This is a genomic window from Rhodococcus huquni (assembly GCF_055231055.1).
This window is the reverse complement of the sequence record NZ_JBUYWE010000006.1, coordinates 230,706-243,086: the sequence shown is the minus strand read 5'-3', so window position 1 is coordinate 243,086 and position 12,381 is coordinate 230,706. Positions and strand designations below refer to the sequence as shown.

At 64.9% G+C, this 12,381-nt stretch carries 13 protein-coding genes; 8 read left to right on the top strand and 5 right to left on the bottom strand.

Going from position 1 to position 12,381, the window contains the following annotated elements:
- Positions 1-3: 3 nt before the first annotated feature.
- Positions 4-252, bottom strand: coding sequence for a DUF2530 domain-containing protein (locus tag ACZI8R_RS13870; protein WP_463380210.1), 249 nt, complete (start codon positions 250-252; stop codon positions 4-6).
- 43 nt (positions 253-295) lie between these two features.
- Here ACZI8R_RS13870 and ACZI8R_RS13865 point away from each other — a divergent pair, with 43 nt between their 5' ends.
- The 4 genes from ACZI8R_RS13865 (at position 296) to ACZI8R_RS13850 (ending at position 3,383) form a co-directional block, all read left to right on the top strand.
- Positions 296-1,750, top strand: a complete 1,455-nt coding sequence (locus tag ACZI8R_RS13865) for an NCS2 family permease (protein WP_463380209.1) — start codon at positions 296-298, stop codon at positions 1,748-1,750.
- 34 nt (positions 1,751-1,784) lie between these two features.
- Entirely contained in the window at positions 1,785-2,213 is a 429-nt protein-coding gene (locus ACZI8R_RS13860) for an Rv0880 family HTH-type transcriptional regulator (protein ID WP_463380208.1), read from the top strand.
- Between the two features lie 70 nt (positions 2,214-2,283).
- Positions 2,284-3,087: a TrmH family RNA methyltransferase gene (locus tag ACZI8R_RS13855; RefSeq protein ID WP_463380207.1), complete on the top strand. Its 804-nt coding sequence runs from the start codon at positions 2,284-2,286 to the stop codon at positions 3,085-3,087.
- Complete coding sequence (locus ACZI8R_RS13850; protein ID WP_463380206.1) at positions 3,087-3,383, top strand: DUF2537 domain-containing protein; 297 nt, start codon at positions 3,087-3,089, stop codon at positions 3,381-3,383. Before ACZI8R_RS13855 ends, ACZI8R_RS13850 begins: the two co-directional genes overlap by 1 nt.
- Before the next feature lie 4 nt (positions 3,384-3,387).
- Here ACZI8R_RS13850 and ACZI8R_RS13845 read toward each other — a convergent pair whose 3' ends face one another.
- From ACZI8R_RS13845 to ACZI8R_RS13830, 4 genes are all read right to left on the bottom strand, one after another.
- Positions 3,388-4,155, bottom strand: a complete 768-nt coding sequence (locus ACZI8R_RS13845; protein ID WP_463380205.1) for a DUF6928 family protein — start codon at positions 4,153-4,155, stop codon at positions 3,388-3,390.
- A 66-nt stretch (positions 4,156-4,221) separates the two neighbouring features.
- Complete coding sequence (sepH, locus tag ACZI8R_RS13840) at positions 4,222-5,091, bottom strand: septation protein SepH (protein WP_463380204.1); 870 nt, start codon at positions 5,089-5,091, stop codon at positions 4,222-4,224.
- Positions 5,092-5,227: 136 nt separating this feature from the next.
- A complete protein-coding gene (gene serC / locus ACZI8R_RS13835; protein WP_463380203.1) occupies positions 5,228-6,349 on the bottom strand; it encodes a phosphoserine transaminase in 1,122 nt (373 codons plus the stop codon).
- Between the two features lie 32 nt (positions 6,350-6,381).
- Entirely contained in the window at positions 6,382-7,509 is a 1,128-nt protein-coding gene (locus tag ACZI8R_RS13830; protein WP_463380202.1) for a citrate synthase 2, read from the bottom strand.
- Positions 7,510-7,687: 178 nt separating this feature from the next.
- Between ACZI8R_RS13830 and pdxH the strand changes: the two genes are divergently transcribed.
- The 4 genes from pdxH (at position 7,688) to ACZI8R_RS13810 (ending at position 12,371) form a co-directional block, all read left to right on the top strand.
- Positions 7,688-8,404, top strand: a complete 717-nt coding sequence (pdxH, locus tag ACZI8R_RS13825) for a pyridoxamine 5'-phosphate oxidase (protein WP_463380201.1) — start codon at positions 7,688-7,690, stop codon at positions 8,402-8,404.
- 1 nt (position 8,405) lies between these two features.
- The gene (locus ACZI8R_RS13820) at positions 8,406-9,662 is read left to right on the top strand and encodes an MFS transporter (protein ID WP_463380200.1); all 1,257 of its coding nucleotides are present in this window, start codon (positions 8,406-8,408) and stop codon (positions 9,660-9,662) included.
- Between the two features lie 46 nt (positions 9,663-9,708).
- Complete coding sequence (locus ACZI8R_RS13815; RefSeq protein ID WP_463380199.1) at positions 9,709-10,626, top strand: aldose 1-epimerase family protein; 918 nt, start codon at positions 9,709-9,711, stop codon at positions 10,624-10,626.
- 449 nt (positions 10,627-11,075) lie between these two features.
- Positions 11,076-12,371, top strand: coding sequence for a citrate synthase (locus ACZI8R_RS13810; protein ID WP_463380198.1), 1,296 nt, complete (start codon positions 11,076-11,078; stop codon positions 12,369-12,371).
- Positions 12,372-12,381: the final 10 nt, after the last annotated feature.

Genomic DNA, 12,381 nt, shown 5'->3' with positions numbered 1-12,381 from the left:
GGTTCAGACGAGGCCTTGCTGGGCCCCGCGGCTGCCACGGCGAGCCGATCGGCGCTGCAGGAAGAACAGGGCGTAGCCGGCGAGCCCGACGCCGACGCCGGCCGCGCACGTGGTTGCGGTGTCGGACCAGCCGCCATTCGTGACGATCACCACGACCACGGCGATGATCCACGCGATGGTTCCCAGAATCAGTGCTGGTCGCGGGTCCGCCAAGCGGTCGAGCAGAGAATCGGATGTCGGTCGATCGTTCACGAAAGCAACGCTACCCCGGCCGCGCACACTAATCTGCTCTCTCATGGGTGTATCGACGAAACTGCTCGACAACTACTTCAAGATCACCGAGCGGGGTTCCACCGTCGTGGCGGAGGTACGCGGCGGTGTCGTCACGTTCGTGGCGATGGCCTACATCGTCGTACTCAACCCGCTGATCCTGGGCAGCTTCTCGGCCGACGACGCGGTGGCGAAGACGGACGTCGTGGGCAACATCCTTCCCGTCACTCAGGTCGCGGCCGTCACGGCGCTCGTGGCCGGCCTGATGAGCATCCTGTTCGGCGTGATCGCCAACTATCCGTTCGCGATCGCAGCGGGGCTCGGTATCAACAGCCTGCTGGCCGTCACGATCGCTCCTCAGGTGACGTGGCCGGAAGCCATGGGGCTCGTCGTGATCGACGGCATCATCATCGTCGTCCTGGCGCTGACCGGCTTCCGTACCGCGGTGTTCAACGCCATTCCAGCGCCGCTGAAGTCGGCGATCGCGGCCGGTATCGGCATGTTCATCGCCTTCATCGGACTGGTGGACGCCGGGTTCGTTCGGCGCATTCCGGACGAGGCAGGCACCACCGTCCCTGTCGGTCTGGGAATCAACGGTTCGATCGGGTCGTGGCCCACCCTGATCTTCGTGTTCGGTGTCCTGCTGATGAGCGTGCTCGTGGTGCGGAAGGTGCGCGGCGGCCTGCTGATCGGCATCGTCGTGACAACGGTGCTCGCCGCCATCATCGAAGCGGTGTTCGGGGTCGGTCCATCGCTCGGCACCAACCCGAAGGGGTGGAACCTCAGCGTTCCCGAGATGCCGAGCGTGTTCGCCGAACTGCCCGACCTGAGCCTCGTCGGCGACGTCAGCCTGTTCGGCGCTTTCACCCGTATCGGCGTTCTCGCAGCGAGTCTCCTCGTGTTCACGCTCGTTCTCGCCAACTTCTTCGACGCCATGGGCACCATGACGGGCCTCGGTAAGGAAGCTGGTCTCACCGACAAGGACGCCAACCTGCCCGGCATCGGGCGTGCGCTCGTCGTGGAAGGAACGGGCGCCATCGTCGGCGGTGGCGCCTCTGCCTCGTCCAACACGGTGTTCGTCGAATCCGCCTCCGGTATCGCGGAAGGCGCGAGGACAGGGCTTGCCAACGTCGTCACCGGTCTGCTCTTTCTCGCAGCGATGTTCCTGACCCCGCTGTACTCGGTGGTACCGATCGAGGCTGCCGCGCCGGCTCTCGTCGTGGTCGGCGCCTTGATGATCGGCCAGGCCAGGGACATCGACTTCAGCAAGTTCTCCATCGCGCTGCCGGCCTTCCTCACCATGGTCGTGATGCCGTTCACCTACTCGATCGCCAACGGCATCGGGGTCGGCTTCATCTCGTGGGTCGTACTGAACGCGGCAGGCGGCGGGGCCAAGAAGATTCACCCGCTGATGTGGGTGGTCGCTCTACTGTTCGTCGCCTATTTCGCTGTGGAACCGATCACGGACGCGGTTACCTGATCCGAGGTTCGAGCGTTACCGTATTGTCTCAATCGTGACGATTGATTCACGTGCGCTCGCGAGCGACCTCTCCCTGGCTGTGGTCCGCCTGGCACGACACCTTCGAGGCCGTCGGGCCGACGCCAAGGTGTCGTTGACCCAGCTGTCCGCCTTGGCAACACTGGCGCGCGACGGCGCGATGACCCCGGGAAACCTTGCTTCCAAGGAAAGGGTCCAGCCCCCGTCGATGACGCGCGTCATCGCTTCGCTGGTCGGCCTCGGCCTGGTCGAACGGGCTCCGCACCCCACCGACGGTCGGCAGATCATCGTTACCCTGTCCGACACCGGCCTTGCCCTTATCGCCGACGAGACCCACGCTCGCGAGGTGTGGATGAACTCCAAGCTGGCGAATCTCGACGCGGATCAACTGAAGACGCTCGACGAGGCCGTGGCCATCATCACATCGTTCGTCAACGAGGAGTAGCTCGTTCGGCCTTCTCGAACCCGATGACCCGGATTCGGGGTGTTCGACGTGGGTGCGGCAGACTGGACCGGTGGTTCACGTCATCGACATCGCAGATCCCGCAGACTCCAGATTGGACGACTTTCGCGATCTGAACTCGTCCGACCGCAGGCCTGATCTCCCCGAGGGCAAGGGGTTGGTGATCGCCGAGGGCGTGCTGGTGGCCAGGCGACTGCTCGAATCGCGCTTCGACCCCATCGGCCTGCTCGGTGTGCAGCGCCGTCTCGACGAACTCGAAGACGATCTGGCCGATGTGGACGTGCCGTTCTACCGGACAACCGCGGACGTCATGGCCGAGGTGGTCGGATTCCACTTGAACCGCGGAGTTCTCGCGGCCGCGCATCGTCCGCCGGCGCTCGAACTGGACGACGTCCTCGACGGCGCCGCAACCATCGCGATCCTCGAAGGTGTCAACGATCACGAGAATCTCGGATCGATGTTCCGCAATGCCGCCGGCCTCGGTGTGGACGCCGTGTTGTTCGGAAAGGGGTGCGCAGACCCGCTGTACCGTAGGTCTGTGCGGGTATCGATGGGGCACGTTCTCCGTGTTCCGTTCGCGCAGGTTCCGGAGTGGCCGCGTGGCTTGAACGCCGTGCGGAACAGGGGATTCCAGCTGATCTCGTTGACCCCGAATCCGGCGGAACAGACGTTGGCGACTGCGATGACGGGGGACAAGGTGGCATTGCTACTGGGGGCAGAGGGACCGGGATTGACCGAGCACGCGATGCGGGCCACCGACGTTCGGGCCAGGATTCCGATGGCACCGGGCACAGATTCCCTCAACGTCGCCACGGCGGCGGCAATGGCGTTCTATGAGCGCGTGAGGACGAACTAGTGCAGATCCTCCCGGATCGAAACGGAATCGTGTACAGCACTTCTGCACGGACACCATGGTTCACCGGGGTATCGCTCACGGTGTTCAGCGCTGCGTTCGTGACGGTGGCGATGGTGACGTTCTCGTCCGAACTCGCGCGGATCGACGTTTCGCTGGCGGTGTTGCTCAGCACAGTGGTTGCGGCAGGCTTGATACCGACTTTGTGGCGCCTGCGGAATCTGCCCATCTGGCGGTGGATGGTGTACGGAACCGCGGTGGGAATCCCGGCCGCGTGGACGATGGTGCTGATCGGCTGATCTGCTAGCGGGTCTTCTTTCGGAATCGGCCGAGAAGAGAGCGTTTGACGGGCTCTTCGGCCTGTCGGTCGGCGCTGCCGGGTCGCGGATCTGCAGCAGAGGCGGCGGCCGGTGGCGGTGTCACTCGCGGCGCCTGACCCGGTTGATGCACCGTGAATCCGTGTACCCCGATCGATGCCGGGTCGAGTTCACCCTGGGGGCGCGAACCTGTGTAGCGAAAGCCGAGCCACTCGAGGTTGGCCGCCTCGGCGAACTGTTGCGGATGGAAGGGGAGCGACTGGGGATCGGGCAGCACGCCAGGCGGGTGCTGGAGGGGGAAGTCGCCCGCCCAGTACGCGCGCTCCCAGAGCAACGGAATGCCGTCGTCCTCGAGGATCGTCACCGGCGCGGAGGAGAAGGAGCGACGCAGCGTGTCGCCCTCCCACATGGCGAACGAACCCCACGCGTCCTCCGGCCGGGACGAGACGAGGTAGGTGCTGTGGGAGCGAACGGTCGAACGCCACCGCTGCGCTGCGGTTTTGGGGCTCGACGCGGACAGATCCTGATGGCAGACCACCACGAGTCCTGGGAAAGCGCCGACGAACAACACGTCGTCGGTGACACCCGCCGCGTTCGCCAGCGGCATGACACCGGTCGGTGCGAGTTCCATGTTCGGATTCAGGTTTTCGGCCACCGCGCGCGAGGCCTCGAAATCCGGACCACCCGCATTCCGAAGAACTGCAGCAGGATCCGGTGTGTCGACGAACCAGATCGTGGATACCCTCGCCCCCACTACGCGTACCTCTCTTCCGCTGATTGCCTGAAGGGTACGACGCCGCTACCGATTTCGGGTGGTTATTCAGCGACCGCTGCTACGAACCCCAAGGAGAACGTCGTCCCAGGACGGCAATGCGGGCTTTCCGCGCTTGTCCTTGTTCTGGGTCACGGACCGTGGTGCCACCGGGGGAGTGGGAGCTTCGTCGGTGTCCTCTTCGGACTCCGTGGAATCTGCCACGACCTCGGCGGTCTCGACCTCGATGATCTCGGCGCCGGAATCCTCTTCCTGGGCGTCGTCCTCTGCGTAATCGGAGAGTTCGAGCTGTTCGGGCGACGTGGCGGCGACCGCAGCGAGTCCGCGCAACGGGCGTCCGAAGTCGGGATCAATGAGATCGAAGGCAGTGTCGTCCAGCGCGACGATGGTGCCGCCGTGGGCATCCGGCTGATAGCGCCAGTGAGCCGCGTTGGTGGTGCGACCGGCCTGCCACTGCAACTGTGCGACCCAGTGGTTCTCTTCGTCGCGCCACGCGTCCCAGGTCGCCTCGTCGATGTTGTGACTACGAGCGCGGAACGCGAGTGTGACGATCTCGGAGAGGGTGGGTACGGCAGGGCCGTTGTCGCGAATGGGGTGTCCGCCCTGCGCCATTTCGGCTGCGCGCGAGCGTTCGAGGAGGACCGGGTAGGCGAAGCGTTCGACCTTGGACACCGGAATGCTGGCTTCGTCTGCCACCTGCTGCACGGATGCACCGGCGCGGATACGGGCCTGGATTTCTCGGGGTCGGAGCTGACTGTCCATTTCGATCTCAATCTGGCCGAGTCGAGCAACATCTCCGCGGGACGCCGCGCGGAGTTTGTCATCGGCGGGTAGCCGGAATTTCTCGCCGGTACTCGCATCAGCGCACACCACGTGCGATCCATCCGATTCGAGACCGATAACTCGAAGCTCTCGCACGTTGACCTCCTTATCGCGCCGGCTCGCGACTTTACGCTGCGGTCACTGTAATTCATTCGTGATTGCAGGCTGCGGAGACACGCGCGGCAGCGTGCAACGAATTGCACGCCGCCGCGCTACTATTTTGCGTTTCGGATCAGCCGAGCTGCGAGACGACCCAGTCGATGCTCTTGGTCAACTGGGTGATGTCCTCGGGATCGATTGCCGGGAACATGCCGACGCGAAGCTGGTTGCGGCCCAGCTTGCGGTACGGCTCGGTGTCCACGATTCCGTTGGCACGCAGAATCTTTGCAACCTCGGCAGCGTCGATCTTGTCGTCGATGTCGATGGTGCCGACGACCTGCGAACGGTGCGCCGGATCGGCGACGAACGGTGTGGCGTACTCGCTGGCTTCGGCCCACTGGTACAGACGCGACGAAGAATCTGCGGTGCGCGCGGTGGCCCAGTCGAGGCCGCCCTTCTCGTTCATCCACTCGACCTGGTTGGCGAGCAGCAGCAGAGTGGCGACTGCCGGGGTGTTGTAGGTCTGGTCCTTGGAGCTGTTGTCCACCGCGATGGGCAGGGACAGGAAGTCGGGGGTCCAGCGTCCCGAGTCCTTGATCTCGGCCACGCGCTCGAGCGCCTTGGGGCTCATGATCGCGATCCACAGACCGCCGTCGGAAGCGAAGCACTTCTGCGGTGCGAAGTAGTACACGTCCGAATCGGCAACGTTCACGGGCAGGCCGCCCGCGCCCGACGTCGCGTCGATGGCGACGAGCGCGTTCTCCGAGCCCTCGGGGCGGGACACCGGAATGGCGACACCGGTCGAGGTCTCGTTGTGTGCCCAGCCGATGAGGTCGACCGACGGGTCCGAGACCGGTGCCGGCGCGCTGCCCGGGTCGGCAGAGACCACGATCGGGTCACCGATGAACGGGTTGTTCTTGGCGACGGACGCGAACTTGGAGCTGAACTCACCGTTGGTGAGGTGCAGCGACTTCTCCCGGATCAGACCGAACGCGGCAGCATCCCAGAAAGCGGTGGTGCCACCGTTGCCGAGCACGACCTCGTAGCCCTCGGGCAGTGAGAAGAGATCGGACAGACCTGAGCGAACCCGGCCGACGACGTTCTTGACCGGCTTCTGGCGGTGACTGGTGCCGAACACCGAAGCGCCCACCTCCACCAGCGACTGCAACTGCTCGGGGCGAACCTTGGACGGACCGCAGCCGAATCGGCCGTCGGCGGGGAGAAGTTCGGCGGGGATGTTCGGTGTGGAGGTCATCGCTACTTTCTGTTTTCTGACGTGCTGGTGATTCAGCTGTGGTTGATCTGGTCCCAGCCCTCGACGGAATCGGGAGTGCGGGGTGCGGGGCCGGTGTAGATGGCTGCCGGGCGAACGAGCTTGCCCAGGCGCTTCTGCTCGAGGATGTGCGCGCACCAGCCTGCGGTACGTCCACACGTGAACATGGCGGGCATCATGTGGGCGGGCACCTCGGCGAAGTCGAGGATGACGGCGGCCCAGAACTCGACGTTGGTCTCGATGGCGCGGTCGGGTCGACGCTCACGCAGCTCGGCCAGTGCCGCCTGCTCGAGAGCAGCGGCGGCCTCGTAACGCGGTGCGTTCAGGCGCTTCGCGGTGGCACGCAGCACGCGCGCACGGGGATCTTCCGCGCGGTAGACGCGGTGCCCGAAGCCCATCAACTTTTCCTTGCGGTCGAGGATGCCCTTGACCACGGAACGGGCGTCGTCGGACTTCTCGGTGTCCTCGATCATCGGGAGCACGCGAGCGGGTGCGCCGCCGTGCAGCGGGCCCGACATGGCGCCGATGGCTCCGGACAGCGATGCGGCGACGTCTGCGCCGGTGGATGCGATGACCCGGGCCGTGAACGTGGAGGCATTCATGCCGTGCTCTGCGGCCGAGACCCAGTACGCGTCGATCGCCTCGACGTGGGCGGGGTCGGGTTCGCCCTTCCACCGGACCATGAAGCGTTCGGTCACCGTCTTCGCCTCGTCGATGCGCTTCTGCGGAACCGCGGGCTGGTAGATGCCGCGAGCGGACTGCGCCACGTAGGACAGGGCCATGACGGACGCGCGGGCGAGCTGCTCGCGGGCAGTGTCGTCCTCGATGTCGAGGAGCGGCTCGTAGCCCCAGATCGGAGCGAGCATCGCGAGACCGGCCTGGACGTCGACCCGGACGTCACCGGTGTGGACGGGAAGTGGGAACGGCTCGGCCGGCGGGAGTCCCGGGCCGAAACGGCCGTCGACGAGCAAGGCCCAGACGTTGCCGAACGTGACGTGCTTGGCGACGAGTTCCTCGATGTCGACGCCGCGGTAGCGCAGGGCGCCGCCGTCCTTGTCGGGTTCGGCGATATCGCTGGTGAAGGCTACGACGCCTTCCAAACCGCTGACGAAATCTTCCGGTACTGCCGCGCTCGCTGTCATGATCTCGTGGACTCTCCTCGTTCGAGTGCGCCTGGTCCGAGCCGCACTGCTTCAGCGTTCGAATAATGGCACCACGCAGGCGTGCAGGATGGGCACGCACGGGCGTGTGGTGACCCAAACTTTAGCCCCTCACACCAGACGGACAAGAGGTGCGTACCCGGGAGTAGCGTTCTTGCCTGTGTCAGCAGATGCCGAGCGGCCTGAAACCGGAAGCCGAGAAGGCAAGTCGGGCGATATCGCCGCCATGCGGGTCGGGTACGGCGAATCGACTCCCAAGCGCCCCGATATAGAGGCCGATCTGGACGTGGATCAGGTCGAATCCGGTTGGCTCCCGTTGATGCGCCGCTGGCTCGAGGACGCAATCGAGGCGGAGGTGCCCGAGCCCAATGCGATGACCCTCGGAACGGTGGACGAGAACGGCCACCCCAGGACTCGCACGGTGTTGTGCAAAGGGCTGAGCGAGCACGGCGTCCTCTTCTTCACCAACTACGAATCCGACAAAGGTCGGCAGCTCGAGGCGACTCCGTACGCGTCCGTGACGTTCGCCTGGACTCCCATCGCCCGTCAGGTGACGGTCCGCGGCCGGGTGGAGCGGGCCACGCCGTCCGTCACAGAGGAGTACTGGCGAACCAGGCCGCGGGGTTCGCAGCTCGGGGCGTGGGCATCACAGCAGTCGCGGCCGGCGACATCCCGAAGTGAACTGGATGCGGCGCTCGTTCACGAAGCCGAGAAGTACGGACCCGATTTCGACATTCCGGTGCCACCGCACTGGGGTGGACTCCTCGTCCTTCCCGACGTGGTGGAGTTCTGGCAGGGCCGCGCAAACCGCATGCACAATCGCATCCGCACGTCCGACGTCGACGGCAGCCGCGTCGTCGAGCGTCTGCAGCCGTGAGGTGAAGATTCTCGCGGATACGACTCCGCTTCGAAATCGCGACTATCGCAGGCTGTGGTCGGCAGGCATCGTCACGGTCATCGGTGGTCAGCTCAGCATCGTCGCGGTGCCGCAGCAGGTGTACGAGATAACCCGCAGCTCGGCTTACGTGGGTCTGACCGGTGTCTTCGCCCTGGTGCCGCTCGTCGTGTTCGGGCTGTGGGGTGGGGCGCTCGCGGACGTGATGGACCGGCGTCGGCTGTTGACCATCACCACGTTCGGCTTGAGTGGCACGGCGGTGTTGTTCTGGGCACAGGCAGCGATGGGCTTGAACAACGTGTGGGTCGTGTTGTGCCTGCTGTCTGTTCAGCAGGCGTTCTTCGCGGTCAACCAGCCGACTCGCAGTGCGATCATCCCTCGTCTGATCCCGGCGAAAGACCTCGCCGCAGCCAACTCGCTGAACATGACCGTCATGCAGTTCGGGGCCATCGCCGGTCCGTTGCTGGCGGGCGTACTCATCCCGATGATCGGACTGTCGACCCTGTATCTGATCGACGCGATCGCGTTGACGGCGACGCTGTGGGCAGTACTGAAGCTTCCCGCGATCGCGCCGACGGGCGAGGCGCGTCGAGCCGGCATTCGGCAGGTACTCGAAGGGTTCCGGTACCTGGCCACGCAGAAGGTGCTGCTCGCGTCGTTCGTGGTGGACATCATCGCGATGGTGTTCGGTATGCCGCGCGCACTGTTTCCGCAGATTGCCCACGACACGTTCGGTGATCCCGCGACCGGTGGCTTCGCGCTCGGTCTCCTGTTCGCCGCGATGTCGGTGGGTGCGGTCCTCGGCGGGGTGTTCTCGGGGTGGCTTCCTCGAGTGCGTCGTCAGGGCCGTGCGGTAGTGGTGTGTATCGCCGCGTGGGGTGTGGCGATGGTCGGATTCGGGGTAGCGGTCGGGATGGCGGACCCTGGCAGCGGCAGGCTGTTGCTGTGGGTGGCACTGGCATTCCTCGCGCTCGGCGGAGCGGTGGACATGATCTCTGCGGCGTTCCGAAGCACGATGCTGCAGGAGGTGGCCACCGACGAGATGCGCGGCCGTCTGCAGGGCGTGTTCATCGTCGTCGTTGCGGGTGGCCCGCGAATCGGCGACGTGGCCCACGGCGCTGCGGCCGCGGCGGTCGGTACGAGCGTCGCGGCGGCCGGTGGCGGTGTGTTCGTGGTGGTCGGTGTCCTGGTGGCGGCGCTCGCCTTTCCCGCGCTGATGCGATACAAGGTGAGACGCTAGGAGGCATTTCCTTGCGCGAGGGCATAATTCGGGCACACTGATACGCATGGCAGCAGCGGGATTCGAAATTCGCGGGGGCGGTTACCGGGCAGAGATCGCGGCGGCCGGTGCAGGGCTTCGGCTGCTCGAGTTCGAGGGCCGGGCGCTCACCGAGACGTGGGATTTGGGAACGAAACCGCCGCTGGCGTCCGGATCGATACTGGCACCGTGGCCGAACCGGATTCGTGACGGCCATTTCCGCTTCGACGGAATCGACCACCAACTCGAGATCACGGAACCTGCGCTGAACAACGCGATCCACGGGTTCGTCCGGCGGCTCGAGTGGGGACTGGTGAGTGAGGCCACCGACCGGGTGGAACTTGCTGTGGGTGTCGGTTTGCACAAAGGGTGGCCGTATCCGCTCCGGCTGACCGCTGCGTACAGCCTCGGTGTCGACGGCCTTCGGGTCGAATACACCGCGGTCAACACCGGTTCGATCGAGGCGCCGTTCGGGCTCGGTGCACACCCGTATCTCCGGGTCGGAGACGTGCCCTTGGACGAGTGCACGCTGCGACTCGGTGCCGGCACGCGACTTCCGCTCGACCCCGAGCGCATGTTGCCCAGCGGACCGTCCGAAGCTGTCAGCGGCACCGAATACGACTTCACCAAGCACCGTTCACTGAAGGGAACGGTGCTCGACACCCCGTTCAGTGCTCTCGACAGTGACCCGGACGGCCGTTGTCGGCACGAACTGCGGGCGTCGGACGGCACCACGACGACGTTGTGGACCTCGCGGGCATTCGGTTGGGTGCAGGTGTTCACTGCCGATCCCGACGAAGGGAAGGGATATCCCGGCCGCGGCCGCGCGCTGGCCGTGGAACCGATGACGTGTCCACCGAACGCGTTCGTCTCGGGTATCGATCAGACGGCTCTGCAGCCGGGTGGACGTTGGTCCGGGGAGTGGGGAATAACCGCTTCTCGGTAGTGCGCACGGTGAAGCTCGTATGCCGAACCGAGTGTCCAGTTGTTGGGACGATGTAACGCTTGTCGACCTTCTTTCGATTCACGTCGCGGTTACTTATGTCACGGACGTCGACCTCATGGCGAGTGGGATGCGGAGGGATACTCACGCATCACGCCCGAGTGTCGTGAGAATGCGAGTTCGCCCGTAGCGTGCCCATCGATGCTGGTGGTAGACGCCGGTGCCGTGAGGTCCCGCGGGTGAGCAAGCACTTGGTCGTCGCTCTCGACGCCGTGGCACCGGGTTCGAAACACCGACGAACGTGCCCGGAACGTCACATTTCGAGCTGTCTCGGCGTCCGCTGAAACAGTCCTCCGGGCATACCCACTGTGGGCGCGTCGCGCCGAGTGCGACTAGTTTCTAACTGATCGAAACTTGCGTATCCGTTGGTCTGAGCTTGAGAGGGATGCTTCGTGCCCGACAATGACACAAAGCCCACGCTTACCTACCCCGGTGGTGAGCACAAGATGTCCATTGCCAGGGCAACCGAGGGCAATGACGGAATCGAACTGGGAAAGCTGCTTGCCAGCACTGGGTACACCACCCTCGACCCCGGTTTCGTCAACACCGCTTCCACCAGTTCCGCGATCACCTACATCGACGGTGAGCACGGGATCCTCCGCTACCGCGGATACCCGATCGAGCAGCTGGCGAAGCAGTCCACGTTCATCGAGGTCAGCTATCTGCTGATCTACGGGGAGCTGCCGACCACGACCGAACTCGAGTCGTTCACCGACCGAATCCGTCGGCACACCTTGCTGCACGAGGACCTCAAGCGCTTCTTCGACGGCTTCCCCCGCAACGCGCACCCGATGCCTGTTCTGTCGAGCGCGGTCAACGCACTGTCGGCGTACTACCAGGACTCCCTGGACCCGACCGATCCGGAGCAGGTCGAACTGTCGACCATTCGTCTGCTGGCGAAGCTGCCCACGATCGCGGCCTACGCGTACAAGAAGTCCGTCGGACAGCCGTTCCTGTACCCGGACAACTCGTTCAACCTCGTCGAGAACTTCCTGCGGATGACGTTCGGGTTCCCGGCCGAGCCGTACGAGATCGACCCCGAGGTCGCCAAGGCCCTCGACATGCTGCTGATCCTGCACGCCGATCACGAGCAGAACTGCTCGACGTCGACGGTGCGCCTGGTGGGCTCGTCCGATGCCAACCTGTTCACGTCGATCTCCGGTGGCATCAATGCACTGTGGGGGCCGCTGCACGGCGGTGCCAACCAGGCCGTCCTCGAGATGCTCGACGACATCAAGGCCAACGGCGGCGACGCCAAGGACTTCGTGCGCAAGGTCAAGAACAAGGAAGACGGCGTGAAGCTCATGGGCTTCGGGCACCGCGTCTACCGCAACTACGACCCGCGTGCCGCGATCGTCAAGGACACCGCACATACGATTCTCGAGAAGCTCGGCGTCAACGACGAACTGCTCGACATCGCCATGGCACTCGAGGAGGCCGCGCTCACCGACGATTACTTCGTCGAGCGCAAGCTGTACCCGAACGTCGACTTCTACACCGGCCTGATCTACCGCGCGATGGGCTTCCCGACGCGTATGTTCACAGTGTTGTTCGCCATGGGCCGCCTGCCCGGGTGGATTGCGCACTGGCGGGAGATGCACGAGGATCCGGCAACGAAGATCGGCCGTCCGCGGCAGATCTACACCGGATACACCGAACGCGATTACAAGGATGTCGCCGGGCGCTGAACCGGTGCTC